This is a genomic window from Streptomyces sp. NPDC047974, assembly GCF_040653375.1.
Taxonomy (GTDB): Bacteria; Actinomycetota; Actinomycetes; order Streptomycetales; family Streptomycetaceae; genus Streptomyces.
On sequence record NZ_JBEZNU010000021.1, the window covers coordinates 56,912 to 72,519 of the forward strand.

13 protein-coding genes are annotated in these 15,608 nt (G+C 73.3%); 8 read left to right on the plus strand and 5 right to left on the minus strand.

Translation table 11 applies throughout. The features are described from left to right. Positions 1-196: 196 nt before the first annotated feature. From AB0E19_RS26635 to AB0E19_RS26650, 4 genes are all read left to right on the plus strand, one after another. A complete protein-coding gene (locus AB0E19_RS26635) occupies positions 197-1,054 on the plus strand; it encodes a helix-turn-helix transcriptional regulator (protein ID WP_362184777.1) in 858 nt (285 codons plus the stop codon). A 94-nt stretch (positions 1,055-1,148) separates the two neighbouring features. Continuing rightward, positions 1,149-2,606 carry an aldehyde dehydrogenase family protein gene (locus AB0E19_RS26640; RefSeq protein WP_362184714.1) on the plus strand — a complete coding sequence of 486 codons (1,458 nt, stop codon included), beginning with the start codon at positions 1,149-1,151 and terminating at the stop codon, positions 2,604-2,606. A gap of 72 nt (positions 2,607-2,678) precedes the next feature. Continuing rightward, the gene (locus tag AB0E19_RS26645) at positions 2,679-3,224 is read left to right on the plus strand and encodes a DinB family protein (protein ID WP_362184715.1); all 546 of its coding nucleotides are present in this window, start codon (positions 2,679-2,681) and stop codon (positions 3,222-3,224) included. A gap of 103 nt (positions 3,225-3,327) precedes the next feature. After that, positions 3,328-4,548, plus strand: coding sequence for an exo-alpha-sialidase (locus AB0E19_RS26650; protein WP_362184716.1), 1,221 nt, complete (start codon positions 3,328-3,330; stop codon positions 4,546-4,548). Positions 4,549-4,555: 7 nt separating this feature from the next. On the opposite strand, the gene AB0E19_RS26655 is transcribed toward AB0E19_RS26650, so the two are convergent. The 3 genes from AB0E19_RS26655 to AB0E19_RS26665 all read right to left on the minus strand — a co-directional run bounded on the left by AB0E19_RS26655 (position 4,556) and on the right by AB0E19_RS26665 (position 7,849). Further along, the gene (locus tag AB0E19_RS26655; RefSeq protein WP_362184717.1) at positions 4,556-5,977 is read right to left on the minus strand and encodes a glutamate decarboxylase; all 1,422 of its coding nucleotides are present in this window, start codon (positions 5,975-5,977) and stop codon (positions 4,556-4,558) included. 58 nt (positions 5,978-6,035) lie between these two features. Further along, positions 6,036-7,313 carry an ion channel protein gene (locus tag AB0E19_RS26660; protein ID WP_362184718.1) on the minus strand — a complete coding sequence of 426 codons (1,278 nt, stop codon included), beginning with the start codon at positions 7,311-7,313 and terminating at the stop codon, positions 6,036-6,038. A gap of 167 nt (positions 7,314-7,480) precedes the next feature. Further along, on the minus strand, positions 7,481-7,849 hold the full coding sequence (locus tag AB0E19_RS26665) for a YbjQ family protein (RefSeq protein ID WP_362184719.1): 369 nt from the start codon (positions 7,847-7,849) through the stop codon (positions 7,481-7,483). 172 nt (positions 7,850-8,021) lie between these two features. Here AB0E19_RS26665 and AB0E19_RS26670 point away from each other — a divergent pair, with 172 nt between their 5' ends. Beyond that, a complete protein-coding gene (locus AB0E19_RS26670; protein WP_362184720.1) occupies positions 8,022-9,275 on the plus strand; it encodes a VTT domain-containing protein in 1,254 nt (417 codons plus the stop codon). Between the two features lie 8 nt (positions 9,276-9,283). Here AB0E19_RS26670 and AB0E19_RS26675 read toward each other — a convergent pair whose 3' ends face one another. Beyond that, entirely contained in the window at positions 9,284-10,939 is a 1,656-nt protein-coding gene (locus AB0E19_RS26675) for a threonine/serine exporter family protein (protein ID WP_362184778.1), read from the minus strand. Between the two features lie 133 nt (positions 10,940-11,072). Next, positions 11,073-11,564 (minus strand): inorganic diphosphatase, encoded by a 492-nt coding sequence (locus tag AB0E19_RS26680; RefSeq protein WP_043226556.1) that lies wholly within the window; start codon positions 11,562-11,564, stop codon positions 11,073-11,075. A 102-nt stretch (positions 11,565-11,666) separates the two neighbouring features. Between AB0E19_RS26680 and dacB the strand changes: the two genes are divergently transcribed. From dacB to tilS, 3 genes are all read left to right on the plus strand, one after another. Beyond that, positions 11,667-13,079, plus strand: coding sequence for a D-alanyl-D-alanine carboxypeptidase/D-alanyl-D-alanine-endopeptidase (gene dacB / locus AB0E19_RS26685; RefSeq protein WP_362184721.1), 1,413 nt, complete (start codon positions 11,667-11,669; stop codon positions 13,077-13,079). Between the two features lie 82 nt (positions 13,080-13,161). After that, the gene (locus AB0E19_RS26690; protein WP_362184722.1) at positions 13,162-14,301 is read left to right on the plus strand and encodes a zinc-dependent metalloprotease; all 1,140 of its coding nucleotides are present in this window, start codon (positions 13,162-13,164) and stop codon (positions 14,299-14,301) included. Between the two features lie 263 nt (positions 14,302-14,564). After that, positions 14,565-15,581 (plus strand): tRNA lysidine(34) synthetase TilS, encoded by a 1,017-nt coding sequence (gene tilS / locus AB0E19_RS26695; protein WP_362184723.1) that lies wholly within the window; start codon positions 14,565-14,567, stop codon positions 15,579-15,581. The last annotated feature ends 27 nt before the right edge of the window (positions 15,582-15,608 follow it).

The following is a 15,608-nucleotide window of genomic DNA, read 5'->3' on the forward strand; positions in this document are numbered from 1 at the left end:
GGACCTGTCCGACCCTGTGGCGAATCTGTGGAAATCTTCTTGACAGAGGCGCGCCGCCTTCCGTCCGAATCTCACCCCTGCGCATCCCCTTCCGTAATCGGATGTGTACGCGCTGAAGCGTTTGATGGCAGAATCCGGGGCTCGGACGGGGGCTCGTCACCGTGAAGGGAAGGCTGGAGCCGTGACCGCAGGCGAAATGAACGGAGCGGGCGGGAGCGTCGTCCGACGGATTCTGCTGGGCTCCCAGCTGAGGCGCCTGCGCGAATCGAGGGGCATCACCCGCGAGGCCGCCGGCTACTCGATCCGCGCCTCCGAATCCAAGATCAGCCGCATGGAGTTGGGAAGGGTGAGCTTCAAGGCCAGGGACATAGAGGATCTGCTCACTCTCTACGGAGTCACCGAGGAGACCGAGCGCGGCGCGCTCCTGGGTCTCGCCCGCGAGGCCAACCTCGCCGGCTGGTGGCACAGCTTCGGCGACGTCCTGCCGGGCTGGTTCCAGACCTACATCGGGCTCGAAGCGGCCGCCTCCCTCATCCGCGTCTACGAAGTGCAGTTCGTGCACGGCCTGCTGCAGACCGAGGAGTACGCCCACGCGGTCGTCTCCCGGGGCATGCCGGGCGCCTCGCGCGCCGAGATCGACCGCCGGATCGCCCTCCGCCTCGAACGCCAGAAGGTCCTCGTCTCCGAGCGCGCCCCGCACTTCCACGTCGTCCTCGACGAAGCCGCGCTCCGCCGCCCCTACGGCGACCGGGCCGTCATGCGGGGGCAGTTGAAGCACCTCATCGAGGTCTCCGAGCACCCCGCCGTCACGCTCCAGGTGATGCCCTTCAGCTTCGGCGGGCACGCCGGCGAGAGCGGTGCCTTCACCATGCTCAGCTTCCCCGAGTCCGACCTCTCCGACGTCGTCTACCTGGAGCAGCTCACCGGCGCCCTCTACCTCGACAAGCGCGAGGAGGTCGCCCAGTACGCCACGGTGATGGAGAAGCTGGCGAAGGACAGTCCCGATCCGGCCGAAAGTCGTGATCTTCTTCGTGGACTCCTCCAACTCTCCTGAGACATCAGTACGATGACGGCGCATCAGTAGCCCCGGCGGCCGGGCGCCCGCGCGCGCCCGGGTGACCGGCAGCCGGCAGAGGGGTTCACCGTCCATGTCGCACTTCACCGACCTGGCCCACCAGTTCATCGACGGCGAGTGGAAGCCGGGCAGCGGCTCCTGGGACATCATCGACTTCAACCCGTACACCGGGGAGAAGCTCGCCTCGATCACGGTGGCCACCGTCGAGGAGGTGGACCGCGCCTACCGGGCCGCCGAGCGCGCGCAGACCGCCTGGGCCGAGACCAACCCGTACGCCCGCCGCCTCGTCTTCGAGCGGGCCCTGCGGATCGTCGAGGACCGCGAGGCCGAGATAGCCGAGACGATCGTCGCCGAGCTCGGCGGCACCCGCCTGAAGGCCGCCTTCGAGCTGCACCTCGCCAAGGAGTTCCTGCGCGAGGCGGTCCAGCTGGCGCTGCGCCCCGAGGGCCGCATCCTGCCGTCCCCGGTCGACGGCAAGGAGAACCGCGTCTACCGCCTCCCGGTCGGCGTCGTCGGCGTCATCTCCCCCTTCAACTTCCCCTTCCTCCTCTCCCTCAAGTCGGTCGCCCCCGCGCTCGCGCTCGGCAACGCCGTCGTCCTCAAGCCGCACCAGAACACGCCGGTCTGCGGCGGCACCCTGGTCGCGAAGATCCTGGAGGAGGCGGGCCTCCCGGCCGGTCTGCTCAACGTCGTCGTCACCGACATCGCCGAGATCGGCGACGCGCTCCTCACCCACCCGGTCCCGAAGGTCATCTCCTTCACCGGCTCCGACAAGGTCGGCCGCCACGTGGCCGAGGTCTGCGCCCGGAACTTCAAGCACGCCGTCCTCGAACTCGGCGGCAACAGCGCCCTGATCGTCCTCGACGACGCCGACCTCGACTACGCCGTCGACGCCGCCGTCTTCAGCCGCTTCGTGCACCAGGGCCAGGTCTGCATGGCCGCCAACCGCGTCCTGGTCGACCGGCGGGTGGAGGCGGAGTTCACCGAGAAGTTCGTGGCGAAGGTGAAGACCCTGCGCGTCGGCGACCCGGCCGACCCCGCCACCCACATCGGCCCGCTCATCAACTCCCAGCAGGCCGAGTCGGTCGACGGGGCCGTCGAGCAGGCCGTCGCGGCCGGCGCCACCGCGCTGCTGCGCGGCGGGGTGGAGGGCAACGTCGTCTCCCCGTCGGTGCTGACCGGCATCCCCGCCGGCGCCCCCGTCCTCTCCCAGGAGATCTTCGGCCCGGTCGCCCTGATCCTGCCCTTCGACGGCGAGGACGAGGCCGTGCGGATCGCCAACGACACCCCGTACGGGCTCAGCGGCGCCGTCCACACCGCCGACGTGGAGCGGGGCGTGCGGGTCGCCAAGCGCATCCACACCGGCATGATCCACATCAACGACGGCACCGTGCACGACGAGCCGATCGTCCCCTTCGGCGGCGAGAAGCACTCGGGCATCGGCCGGCTCAACGGCGACGCGATGATCGAGGCCTTCACCACCCAGAAGTGGATCTCCATCCAGCACGGCCGGAGCAGCTTCCCCTTCTAGGACCGGATCTGTCCTAGTCCTTCCGTACCGTGGGTGACGCACCCGGAGAAGACGACGGAAGGCGGACCCATCATGGTGGCTCTTGTTCCCGCGGAGGCCCCCGGCGACGAGCGCGGCGCGTTCCTCAACTTCGTGGAGGCCCAGCGCGCCGCACTCCGCCGGGCCCTCCTCGGCCTCACCGAGGAGCAGGCGGCGAGCCGGCCCAGCGCCAGCGAGCTGAGCCTCTCCGGCCTGGTCAAGCACGTGGCCGAGGTGGAACTGAACTGGCTCCGCCTCGCCCAGCAGAAGGAGAACGAGCGGCAGCGGACCCAGGAGACCTGGGGCGAGGCCTTCCGGCTCGTCGGCGACGAGACGATCCCCGAGGTCCTCGCCTTCTGGGCCGCCGTGGCCGAGGAGACCGAGGCGTTCGTCCGTACGGCTCCGAGCCTGGACGACACCTTCCCGCTGCCGCCCGCGCCCTGGTTCCCGGCGGAAGGGCGGGTGTCGGTCCGCTGGATGCTGCTCCACCTCGTGCAGGAGACGGCCCGGCACGCCGGGCACGCGGACGTGATCCGCGAGTCCCTCGACGGCAAGGTCTCCTTCGCGCTGATCGCCGAGGAGAACGCGGCGGCCCGCTGACGGAGGCCCGGCCGGGCCGGAATCGCCGCCGCTCGGCGGTGAACTCCGGTCCGTATCCGGGTAGTCCGGAGGAGAAGGGCGCCGAGGGACAGGGGGAGGTCCGATGCGCGTTCCCGTTTCCCGGGCGCCGGCTCCGCTCCGCGCGCTCGCCGCACTGCTGCTGGCCGGGACGCTCGCCGCCTGCACCGGAGGCCCGGAGCCGGACCCGGGCGGTGAACGGCCCGGCGACGACGGCGCGTTCGGCGCCCCGCCCCGGATCGGCGACGGCGCCGGGCTGCCCGGCTGGGCCGCCGGACTCGAACTCGCCTCCGACGGCAGCGGCTTCGCCCTGCTCGCCGAGTGCGTGAACGACCCGGCCATGCCCGAGAACGGCTTCTGCCGGCAGCGGATCGCGGTCCTCGACCGGGGCGCGGAGCGGTGGGAGCTGCGCGCCTCGCCGCTGCCCGAACTGCGCGGCACGGCCGGCGTGTCGGCGCGGCTGCGGACGCTCGGCCCGGGGCGGGCGCTGGTCGAGGACGGCGGCGGCGAGGAGCCGGCGCGGGGCTGGTACAGCGGGGACGGCGGACGGAGCTGGCGGAGCGTCGACCCGCGCCTCGCCGGCCGTACCCCGGACATCCCCGCGGGCGCGGTGCTCACCGCCGAGTGCGCCACGGACCCGGGCGCGCCGCCGGAGCGGTGCGACCGGGAGCGGCTCGTCGTGATCTCGCCCCGGGACGGGCGGCGGCGGGAGCTGGTGGCACAGCCACGGCTCGGCGCGCACCCCCGGCCGGCGGAGGTCGTGGAGCCGGACGGGTCCTGGTGGGTGTCGGGCGTCGTGCCGGGCACCGGGCGGCCGGCGGTCGCGGTCTCCCGGGACGCGGGCCGCAGCTGGTCGGTGAGCCCGCTGCCGAGCCCGGCCGGCACCCCGCCCTGGCGCACGGCGGTGGTGGTGGGCCCGGACGCGGTGTACGCGGCGGAGGTGGGCGAGGTGCCGGGCGGCGAGCAGGTCCCCGATCAGCTGCGGGCGCTGTACCGCTCCGCGGACGGGGGCGGGAGCTGGCAGCGGGTGTGGACCACCGGCCCGGAGGGGGAGCCGCGCTCCCTGGCGGGGCTGCCGGTGCCGGGCCCCGGCGGCCGGGTCGAACTCGCCGCCCAGCGGTCCGGTCACCTCAGCCTGGACGGCGGCCGCACCTTCCGGGAGCTGGACGACGGCACCGCGTACGTCCGCCGCACCGGCGCCGGACTCCTGCGGGAGCACGCGCCCTGCCGGTACGAGCTGACGCGCGACGGGGTCCGCTGGTCGGAGTTCCGGCTGGCCTGCGGCGCGGAGGACGACGCCGGCTAGAGACGGCCTAGTGGTGGAAGGCGGTCGCGGCGGCCTTGTCCCGGGTGAAGGGGTGGGGCTGGCTGCGGAGTTCGGGCAGGAGGCGGTGCAGGTCCTCGACGAGGAGGCTCGCGAGGTCGGCGGAGAAGCCGTTGCGGCAGACGATCCGCAGGACGGACAGGTCCTCGCGGTGGGCGGGGAAGGTGTAGGCGGGCACCAGCCAGCCGTGTTCGCGCAGCCGACGGGAGACGTCGAAGACGTCGAAGGAGGTGACGTCGGGGGCGGTGGTGAAGGCGAAGACGGGCAGCTGGTCGCCGCGGGTGAGGAGGCGGAAGTCGCCCATGGCCTCGATGCGTTCGGCGAGGCCGCGGGCGACGTCCCGGCTGGTCTGCTGGACGGCCCGGTAGCCCTCCCGGCCCAGCCGGAGGAAGGTGTAGTACTGCGCGACGACCTGGGCGCCGGGGCGGGAGAAGTTGAGGGCGAAGGTCGGCATGTCGCCGCCGAGGTAGTTGACCCGGAAGACCAGCTCCTCGGGGAGTTCCTCGACGCCGCGCCACAGGGCCCAGCCGACGCCGGGGTAGACGAGTCCGTACTTGTGGCCGGAGGTGTTGATCGAGGAGACGCGGGGGAGCCGGAAGTCCCACACCAGGTCCTCGTCGAGGAAGGGCGCGACCATGGCGCCGGAGGCGCCGTCGACGTGGACGGGGACGTCGAGGCCGGTGCGGGCCTGGAGCTCGTCGAGGGCGGCGCAGATCTCGGCGACGGGCTCGTAGGAGCCGTCGAAGGTGGAGCCGAGGACGGCGACGACGCCGATGGTGTTCTCGTCGCAGAGGGCGGCGGCGGAGGCGGCGTCGAGGTGGTAGCGGTCCCCTTCCATGGGGACGAGGCGCGCCTCGACCTCCCAGAAGTCGCAGAACTTCTCCCAGCAGACCTGCACGTTGACGCCCATCACCAGGTTGGGGCGGGCGGTGGCCGGATAGCGGTCGGCGTTCTTCTTGGCCCAGCGGCGCTTGAGCGCCATGCCGGCCAGCATGCAGGCCTCGCTGGAGCCGGTGGTGGAGCAGCCGACGGCGGCGGCCGGGTCGGGGGCGTGCCAGAGGTCGGCGAGCATGGCGACGCAGCGGCGTTCGAGCTCGGCGGTGCGCGGGTACTCGTCCTTGTCGATCATGTTCTTGTCGCGGCACTCGGCCATGAGGACACCGGCCTGGGGCTCCATCCAGGTGGTGACGAAGGTGGCGAGGTTGAGCCGGGAGTTGCCGTCCAGCATCAGCTCGTCGTGGACCAGCTGGTAGGCGCTGGACGGCGCCAGCGGCCCCTCGGGCATGCGGTGCCGCGGCGGGGCCTCGGTCATCCCGCCGACGGGGTCGGCCTCGCCGAAGAAGGGGTTGAGGGCGAGCCGCCGGAAGTGCTCGCTGTCGGTGACGTCGGTTCCCTTGTGGAGGGGTGCCATCGGGGGCTCCTTCTGCGGCGGGAGGGCGGGGGCGGGGGGTTCAGGCGGAGGCGGGGGTTCAGCGGAGGGACTTGCCCTGGTGGTCGAGTTCGAGCTGCGGGCGGCCGGTGACGACCAGCCAGGCGGGCAGGGTGGCCAGGCAGAGCAGCGAGAGCATCGCGGGGGAGGAGGCGATGACGGCGGCGATGAAGAGGCTCACCCACCCCTGCCGGGTGGTGGCGAGGAGGACGCCGAGGACGGCGGAGGAGACGGCGACCGCCGGGTGGATCTCCGGGACGAGCGCCTGGGCGACGAGGCCGAAGGCGGCGCCGATGAAGACCGCGGGGAAGACCCGGCCGCCGCGGAAGCCGCAGGCGGCGGCCACCAGCAGGGCGGCGAGCTTCACCACGGCCAGCTTCGCCAGCTCCCCGGAGGAGTACACCCCGATGGAGCCGACGAGCTCCTTCGTCTCGTGGAGGCCCTTGAAGAGGGTCAGGTGCCCGCCGAGGGCGCCGAGGAGGCCGAGGACCAGTCCGCCGAGGGGCAGCATCAGCATCGGGTGCCGCAGCCGGCCGAAGGCCCGGTGGAGAAGGGGGAAGGCGTAGCAGCCGAGGAGGCCGAAGAGGGCGCCGAGGGTGGCCACGACGAGGGCGGCGAGCAGGTCCTCCCAGCCGGGGTCGGTCAGCGGCGGCAGGCCCATGGCGAAGCTGGGGTCCGAGAGGAGCTGGGTGGTCATCGCGCCGGCGCCGGCGGCGAGGAGCGGCGCGAAGAGCCGGTCCCACAGGGAGCCCCGGCCGGGCTGCCCGGTGAGCGCCTCGGAGAGGACGAGGGCGGCGGCGACGGGGGTGCCGAAGAGGGCGCCGAAGGTGCCGGCGATGGCGAGCGAGACCCAGAAGGCGCCCGGCACGTCCGGCGCGGCCCGCAGGCCCAGCCAGGCCGCCAGGGAGATCGCGGCGGCGATCGTCGGCTGCTCGGGGCCGAGGCTGACGCCGCCGGCGAGCGCGAGGGTGGAGGCGACGAGGAGGCCGGGCACCACGAGGGGCGGCAGCGGCGGCCCGCCGAGCCCCTCGGAGGCCGGGTCGGGCCCGGCGTGCCCGGGCGCCTTCCAGACGACCAGGCCGACGGCGACACCCGTGACGGTGAGGACGGTGATCATCCACAGCGAGGAGTACCGGCCGATGTCCAGGGCGTCGGGCACGGTCTCCCAGAGCACCGACTGGAGCTCCTCGGCGAGCGTGCTGACGCCGAGGAAGAGCAGGCCCGATCCGACGCCCACCGCGAGGGCGGGCAGCACCTGCGGGAGCAGGATCCGTGCCGGGGCTTCGGTGGGGGCGGTCGCGTCATGATCGGTGGCCACCGCCCCACCATAGGTGAGCAAATGCCGCACAACACCTCGAAAGGCCGGGCGTGTGGGCGTGTGCCTCACGTCACGTCAGGAGCGGGGCCGACACGTCGGGAGGGAGCCGACGGCGGCGGCGGTGGCCCACCGAGGCCCACCGCCGCCGCCCGCCGTACCGCCCGGGGTCAGGCCCGCGGCGCGATGACGACGGCGGTGCCGTAGGCGCAGACCTCGGTGCCGACGTCCGCCGCCTCGGTCACGTCGAAGCGGAACATCAGCACCGCGTTGGCGCCGCGCGCCCTGGCCTGCTCCACCAGGCGGTCCATCGCCTGGTTGCGGGTCTCCACCAGGGTCTTCGTCAGGCCCTTCAGCTCGCCGCCGATCATCGACTTCAGACCGGCGCCGATCTGGCTGCCCAGGTGCCGGGACCGCACCGTCAATCCGAAGACCTCGCCGATCACCTGGCGTACCTCGTAGCCTGGGACGTCGTTCGTCGTCACCACCAGCACGTCGGGGTGCGGTCCCTGACCGCCTCCGTACTCCTCGATGCCCATCGGCCATCACCTCCTGGTCACCCAGGGTCGCCGGAAGCCGGCCGTCCCGCATCCCCGGCCACCGGATGGAACCGGGGCCCACCCTTCCGCGTTGATAGCTTGGGGCGCGCCGCAGGCATGTCCCGCCCGCACCGCGACATGCCCCCACCCCGAACCGCAGGAGCCCGGAACCGTGAACACGCTTGCCCTCGGACCGAGCTGGCTGGATCCGGACTACCTGATCCAGACCTTCGGCCTGATCGGCGTCCTCGCCATCGTCTTCGCCGAGTCCGGTCTCCTCATCGGGTTCTTCCTCCCCGGCGACTCGCTGCTCTTCACCACCGGCCTCCTCGTCACCACGGGCAAGCTCGACTCCCCGCTGTGGCTGGTCTGCACGCTGATCGTGGCCGCGGCGATCCTCGGCGACCAGGTGGGCTACCTCTTCGGCCGGAAGGTCGGCCCCTCGTTCTTCCGGCGCCCCGACTCCAAGCTCTTCAAGCAGGAGAACGTCGAGAAGGCGCACGAGTTCTTCGAGAAGCACGGCCCGAAGTCCCTCATCCTGGCCCGCTTCGTGCCGATCATCCGCACCTTCACGCCGATCATCGCCGGCGTCAGCCGGATGAACTACCGCTCCTTCATCACCTTCAACATCATCGGCGGCGTGCTGTGGGGCGCGGGCGTGACCCTGCTCGGCGCCTCCCTCGGCAAGATCGACTTCGTGCACCGGCACATCGAGGCGATCCTCATCGCGATCGTCCTCATCTCGGTCGTCCCGATCGTGATCGAGTACCTCAAGGCCCGCTCCCAGTCGAAGAAGGCGGCGGCCCGGGCCGCCGCCGAGGGCACGCCCCCCACCGCCCCGGCGGCCCCCGCCGACCCGACGCCCCCCGGCGACCAGGCCGGCTACGGCGAGCAGGGCGGGTACGGCCACCAGGGCGGGTACGGCCACCAGGACGGCTACGCGAACCAGGGCGGCTACGCGAACCAGGGCTACGGCTACGGCACCCAGAACGGCTACGGCGAGCAGGGCGGCTACGGCAACCAGGGCGGCTACGCCGAGCAGGGCAACGGCTACGCCGGTCAGGGCGGCGGCTACGCCGGTCAGGGCGGCTACGGGTACGGCAACCAGGCCGGGTACGCCGGTCAGGGCGGCTACGACGGCCAGTCCGGCCAGGCCTACGACCGACAGCAGCCCGGCTACGGCTACGGCCAGCAGCCCGCCCAGCAGCAGCCCGGCTACGGTCAGCAGCCCGGTTACGGTCAGCAGCCCGCACAGCCCGGCTACGGCGGCTACGACGGCCAGGGCGGTTACGAGGGTCAGGGCGGTCAGGGCGGCCAGGGCGGTTACGAGGGTCAGGGCGGCCAGGCCGGTTACGGCGGTCAGGACGGCCAGGGCGGCCAGGGCGGCTACGACGGCCAGAACCCGCCGCCGCACGCCCCCCGCTAGTCCACCGGCTAGAAGCCCCGGGTCCGCTTCGCCGCGCTGCGGGCGGATCCGGCGCCCGGGGCCCGCATGAAGAGGCGGGCCAGCTCGCCTCCCAGGTTCACCCCGATGGCGATCGCCAGGGCCAGGGCCGCCGCCTTCGCCAGCGAGGCGAAGCCCTGGTCCAGGTTGTTCTGGGCGATCGCGAGGACACCGAAGTACGTCGCCGAACCCGGCAGCAGCGGCCCGATCGCCGCCGTCACGTACGGCAGCGAGGACGTGTGGTGGTAGCGGGCCATCAGCTGCCCGAAGAGACCCACCAGGCCGGCCGCGAGCGCCGTCGCCATCACCGTCGACCCCTCCGCGGTCACCGCGATCGACGCGTACACCACCCAGGCCACCCCGCCGTTCAGCGTCGCGAAGAGCACCGTCCCCCGCGACTGCTGCAACAGGATGGCGAAGGTCGCGCACAGCACCATCGACGACACGATCTGCGTCACCGGCCGCTCGGCCGGGCTCAGCGCCCCCTCCGGATTGAGCTGGGCGTCGAACTGCACGGCCACGTACAGCACCGACAGCACGCCCACCACGATCGCCACGAAGAAGTAGGCGACCTCCAGGAGCCGCGCCGAGGCCGTGATGTAGAAGCCGGTCAGGCCGTCCTGCACCGCCGCCACCAGCGCCCGCCCGGGGATCAGCGCGAACAGGCCGCCGGTGATCACCGCCGACGGCCGCAGATCCGCGTGGAGCAGCGTCAGCAGCACCCCCATTGCGGCCGGCGGCATCGCCGCCACCAGGAACTGGTAGAACTCCGGCAGCCCGCGCCCCGCGCACAGCCACGCGAGCCGGTCGCCGAGCACCGCGCCGAGCGCGGCCACGAAGAAGACCCACGGCCCGCCGCCGAGCAGCGTCGAGGCCGCCCCCGCGAGGACGCCCGCCGCGGCCGTCAGCACCCAGCCCGGGTACGGGTGCCGGTTGCGGCGGATCTCCGCCAGACGCCGGTAGGCCTCCTCCGGCGACACCTCGTGCGCCGGCGCGTTGATGTCCGCGAGCAGCTGGTAGACGGCCTCCAGACGGGTGTAGTCGGTGCCCCGGCGGCGTACCGTCCGGTTCGCCGTCACCGGGTCGTCCACCAGCGACGGCTGGTAGGTGATCGACAGCAGCGTGAACGTCACCGTCGGCTCGCAGCGGTCCAGGCCGTACGAGCGGCAGATCGCGAACATCGCCGCCTCGACGTCCTCCGCGCCCTCCCCGCCCGCGAGCAGCAGCTCGCCGATGCGGAGCGTCAGGTCGAGCACGCGCGGCACCGAGGGCCCCGTCTCGTCCTTCGCCGCGGGCGCCTCCGGCACCGGCCGGTCACCCACCGGCAGCCGCAGCATCGTCCGCATCCGGTCCTGCCACGGGGCGTTGTGCGGCAGCCGCGCCAGGGGGACCCCGTACGCCGGGGTGAAGGCCGCCGGGGAGTCCTTGGCGGAGTAGGTCGACGGCATGGCGAACGCGGAGCCCTCCGGCTCGGGGGACGCCGGCTCGGCGGCCAGCCCCTCCGGCACCACGAACGCCGAGCCCTCCGGCTCCGGTGGCGGCTCGGGAACCAGCCCCTCGGGCAGGGCGAACTCCGAGGTCGCCTCGTCCGACAGGGGCTTCCGGTCCTCCGGAGCCTCCTCGGGGCCCGCCGGCTCCGCCACCACGCTCTCTCCGCTCACACCCAGGGAATCTTGGATTCCAGTATGGGCGTCAAACGGACGTACGAAACGTGGATGCGCGAAAGGCGGTACACCCCGAAGGGTGCACCGCCTTCCACGAGGTCCACGGGACCGGGCGTCAGTGAGCGCCCTGCTCCTTGGCGCGCGCGATCGACTTCTCGATCTCGGCCTCGGCCTCCTCACGGCCGACCCAGTCGGCGCCCTCGACCGACTTGCCCGGCTCCAGGTCCTTGTAGACCTCGAAGAAGTGCTGGATCTCCAGGCGGTCGAACTCCGGCACGTGGTGGATGTCGCGCAGGTGCTCCATGCGCGGGTCCGTCGCCGGAACGCACAGCAGCTTGTCGTCGCCGCCGGCCTCGTCCGTCATGCGGAACATGCCGATGGCGCGGCACTTGATCAGGCAGCCCGGGAAGGTGGGCTCGTCGAGGATGACCAGCGCGTCGAGCGGGTCGCCGTCCTCGCCGAGGGTGTTCTCCACGTAGCCGTAGTCGGTCGGGTACGCCGTCGACGTGAAGAGGCGACGGTCCAGACGGATACGACCGGTCTCGTGGTCGACCTCGTACTTGTTCCGCGATCCCTTGGGGATCTCGATGAGAACGTCGAACTCCACGGGTGGCTCCTCCTGAATCAACACAAGTGAATGCTCGCGACGGCGCGCGGTGATTAAGTGTCTCTCACGCAGGTACGTGATCGCGAAAGGGGCTGGTCAGCAATGCCGGAGCCGAGGGTGTGGCAGCTCACGGCGGGCTCCGCCGTGCTCGGTCTGGCTCTCGCCGCCGCGGCGGCGACCGCGGCAGGCCCCTGGGACGGAGGCCAGCGTACGGCCGAGCGGGCCCGCGCCGCCGCCCCCGCGACGGGTGGCGAGCGTCACGCCGGTGCCGCCCCCGCCCCGGCCGCCGCCCCCGCCGCCCGCCAGCGCCCGGAACCGGCCCCCGCCCCCAGCGCCCCCGACGTCCTCACCGGCATCGCCGGACCGGACGACGGCACCCTCCCCGCCGACCTCGCCCGCACCCTCGTCCCCCTCCTGGCCGACCCGGGCCTCGGCACCGCCCGCACCGCCTCCGTCGTCGACGCCGCCACCGGCAGACAGCTGTACGGAGAGGGCGCCGGCACCCCCATGACACCCGCCTCCACCGTCAAGCTCGCCACCGCCGCCGCGGCCCTCTCCGCCCTCGGCGCCGACCACCGGATCGCCACCACCGTCACCGCCACCCCCGACGGCAAGGCCGTCACCCTCACCGGCGGCGGCGACCCCACCCTCGACGAGCCCCGCCTGAAGGCCCTCGCCGCCGACACCGCCCGCGCCCTCGGGAAGCGGGGCCGCACCTCCGTGCGCCTCGCCTACGACGCCGGCCTCTACCGGGGACCCGTCCTCCACCCGATCGGCCCCAACGAGAACCTCGCCCCCGTCACCGCCCTCATGACCCGCGGCGGCCGCCTCGACGACAGCACCACCGGACCCGCCCCCCGCTCCGGCGACCCCGCACGCGACACCGCCACCGCCTTCGCCGCCCACCTCGCCGACGCCGGAGTCGAGGTCACCGGCGCCCCCGCCCCCGGCCGCACCCCCAAGGGCGCCCCCCTCGCCCGTACGAACTCCGCCCCCCTCGCCGACCTCGTCGAGCGCACCCTCACCCACAGCGACAACGACCTCGCCGAGGCCCTCGCCCGGCAGACCGCCCTCGCCCACAAGCAGCCCGCCTCCTTCGCCGGTGCCGAGAAGGCCGTCCGCGCCGAACTCGCCCGCCGCGCGTTCCCCGTCAACGGCGCCCGCTTCGCCGACGGCAGCGGCCTCGACCGCCGCGACCGCGTCTCCGCCCTCTTCCTCACCACCCTCCTCTCCCGCGCCGCGGGAGACCCCGGACTGCGCCCGCTCCTCACCGGCCTCCCCGTCGGCGGCTTCACCGGCACCCTCGCCGGCCGCTACGGCCAGGCCCCCGCCGGCGCCGGCCTCGTCCGCGCCAAGACCGGCACCCTCACCGGGGTCAACACCCTCGCCGGCACCGTGGTCACCGCCGAAGGCCGCCTCCTCGCCTTCGCGTTCCTCGCCGGCCGCACCCCCTCCCCGGACCTGGCCCAGCCCGCCCTCGACCGCCTCTCCGCCGCCCTCACCGGCCAGAACTGACCCCCGAGACCGACCGGAACCGGCCCCCGGCGCCACCCTCCGGACCGGACCCGAACCGGGCCCGAACCCGTACCGTTGACCCATGACGAGCATCGGTGGTGCAGGCACGTCCGGAATGGTCGACTGGAACCTCGCGGTGGCGACCGCGACCAGGCTGGTCCGCCCCGGCCCCGACGTCGGACGCGACGAGGCCCGCGCCGTCGTCGCCGAGCTCCGCCGCCACGCCAAGGCCGCCGAGGAACACGTCCGCGCCTACACCCGGATGCTCCCCGAAGGCACCGAGGCCCACGACACGCCCGTCCTCGTCGTCGACCGCGCCGGCTGGATCAAGGCCAACGTCGCCGGCTTCCGCGAACTCCTCACCCCGCTCCTCGGCAAGATGCAGGAACGCCGCACCACCACCCCCGGAAGCACCGTCCTCGGCGCCGTCGGCGGCAAGGTCACCGGCGTCGAGCTCGGCATGCTGCTCTCCTTCCTGGCCTCCCGCATCCTCGGCCAGTACGAGACCTTCGCCCCCGTCACCCGCGACCTCCCCGGCGCCCCCGAAGGCGGCGGCCGGCTCCTCCTCGTCGCCCCCAACATCGTCCACGTCGAACGCGAACTCGGCGTCTCCCCCCACGACTTCCGCCTCTGGGTCTGCCTCCACGAGGAGACCCACCGCACCCAGTTCACCGCCGTCCCCTGGCTCCGCGACCACCTCCAGGGCGAGATCCAGTCATTCCTCGCCGCCACCGAGGTCGACCCCGGCACCTTCCTCGAACGCCTCCGCGAAGCCGCCCAGAGCCTCGCCGGCGGCCGCCCCGAGGCCGAGGAGGGCGACGCCTCCCCCTCCCTCGTCGAACTCGTCCAGACCCCGGAACAGCGCGAGATCCTCGGCCGCCTCACCGCCGTCATGTCCCTCCTCGAAGGCCACGCCGACTACGTCATGGACGGCGTCGGACCCCAGGTCGTCCCCTCCGTCGCCGAGATCCGCGAGAAGTTCCAGGCCCGCCGCGCCCGCGGCGCCTCCCGCCTCGACCTCGCACTGCGCAAGCTCCTCGGCCTCGACGCCAAGCTCCGCCAGTACCGCGACGGCGAGCGCTTCGTCCGCGCCGTCGTCGAGCAGGTCGGCATGGACGGCTTCAACCGCGTCTGGACCTCCCCCAACACCCTCCCCACCAAGAGCGAGATCGCCGCCCCCGCCGACTGGATCGCCCGGGTCCACCGCAAGGCCGACTCCTGAGCGGACTCCCGAGCGGACCTCCGGGCGGGGGCGCACCGTAAGGCAGACTCCTGGGGCGGAAGCGGCGGACGGCACCGAAACACGACAGAACACGCCACCAATCACCCATCCGAGGGACCCTGAGCGTGGGGTGAGGCGTGCAATGCTCGGGTAAGGGCCACGTTTCTGTCACCATCGACGCACTCTGAGTGACCGAACACCCCATTCCGACCGTTAAGACTCCGACCGAGGCACCCCACCCCATCCACGAAGGGCACCGAACCATGGGTCCCCATCCTGCGGTCGCGGCGATACGCCTGGCGGTCCGCCGCGTACTCCACGACGTCCTCACCGAGCACCCCGCCGACCCCGCCACCCCCCGCGACACGCACCCCCTCGTGCTCGTCGCCTGCTCCGGCGGAGCCGACTCCATGGCGCTCGCCTCCGCCCTCGCCTTCGAGGCCCGCAAACTCCCCGTCCGCGCCGGCGGCATCACCGTCGACCACGGCCTCCAGGACGGCTCCTCCGGCCGCGCCGACGAGGTCGCCGACCGCATGACCGCCCTCGGCCTCGGCCCCGTCGAAGCCGTCTCCGTCACGGTCGGACGCGAAGGAGGACCCGAGGCCGCCGCCCGCGACGCCCGCTACGCCGCCCTCGACGCCGCCGCCGAGCGCCACGGCGCCACCGCGATCCTCCTCGGCCACACCCGCGACGACCAGGCCGAGACCGTCCTCCTCGGCCTCGCCCGCGGCTCCGGCATCCGCTCCCTCTCCGGCATGGCCGCCGTCTCCGGGACCCAGGGCCGCTACCGCCGCCCCTTCCTCCAGCTCGACCGCCAGACCGTCCGCAAGGCCTGCATCGCCCAGGAACTCGCCGTCTGGGACGACCCCCACAACAGCGACCCGGCCTACACCCGCTCCCGGCTGCGCCACGAAGGCCTCCCCGCCCTGGAGAAGGCCCTCGGCAAGGGCGTCGTCGAAGCCCTCGCCCGGACGGCCCAGCTCTCCCGCGACGACGCCGACGCCCTCGACACCTGGGCCGCCGACGCCGAGACCGCCGTACGCGACGAGGCGGGCGCCCTCGAATGCGCCAAGCTCTTCGGACTGCCCCCCGCCGTACGCCGCCGCGTGCTGCGCCGCGCCGTCATCGCCGAGGGCGCTCCCGCCGGCTCCCTCTTCGCCCGCCACATCGAAGAACTCGACCGGCTCATCACCGGCTGGCGCGGTCAGGGCGCCATCAACCTGCCCGGTCGCGTCGAAGCCCGCCGCCAGGGTGGCAGACTGGTCATCCGGCAAGGCTGACGCACGCTGCAACGAAAGTGACCCGGG

Excerpts from the sequence above, each read along its gene's own strand:
- tilS (WP_362184723.1), top strand. The coding sequence starts at position 14,565 with ATGGGTCCCCATCCTGCGGTCGCGGCGATACGCCTGGCGGTCCGCCGC.
- AB0E19_RS26640 (WP_362184714.1), top strand. The coding sequence starts at position 1,149 with ATGTCGCACTTCACCGACCTGGCCCACCAGTTCATCGACGGCGAGTGG.
- AB0E19_RS26665 (WP_362184719.1), bottom strand. The coding sequence starts at position 7,849 with ATGGGCATCGAGGAGTACGGAGGCGGTCAGGGACCGCACCCCGACGTG.
- AB0E19_RS26690 (WP_362184722.1), top strand. The coding sequence starts at position 13,162 with ATGACGAGCATCGGTGGTGCAGGCACGTCCGGAATGGTCGACTGGAAC.
- dacB (WP_362184721.1), top strand. The coding sequence starts at position 11,667 with ATGCCGGAGCCGAGGGTGTGGCAGCTCACGGCGGGCTCCGCCGTGCTC.
- AB0E19_RS26645 (WP_362184715.1), top strand. The coding sequence starts at position 2,679 with ATGGTGGCTCTTGTTCCCGCGGAGGCCCCCGGCGACGAGCGCGGCGCG.
- AB0E19_RS26635 (WP_362184777.1), top strand. The coding sequence starts at position 197 with ATGAACGGAGCGGGCGGGAGCGTCGTCCGACGGATTCTGCTGGGCTCC.
- AB0E19_RS26650 (WP_362184716.1), top strand. The coding sequence starts at position 3,328 with ATGCGCGTTCCCGTTTCCCGGGCGCCGGCTCCGCTCCGCGCGCTCGCC.
- AB0E19_RS26655 (WP_362184717.1), bottom strand. The coding sequence starts at position 5,977 with ATGGCACCCCTCCACAAGGGAACCGACGTCACCGACAGCGAGCACTTC.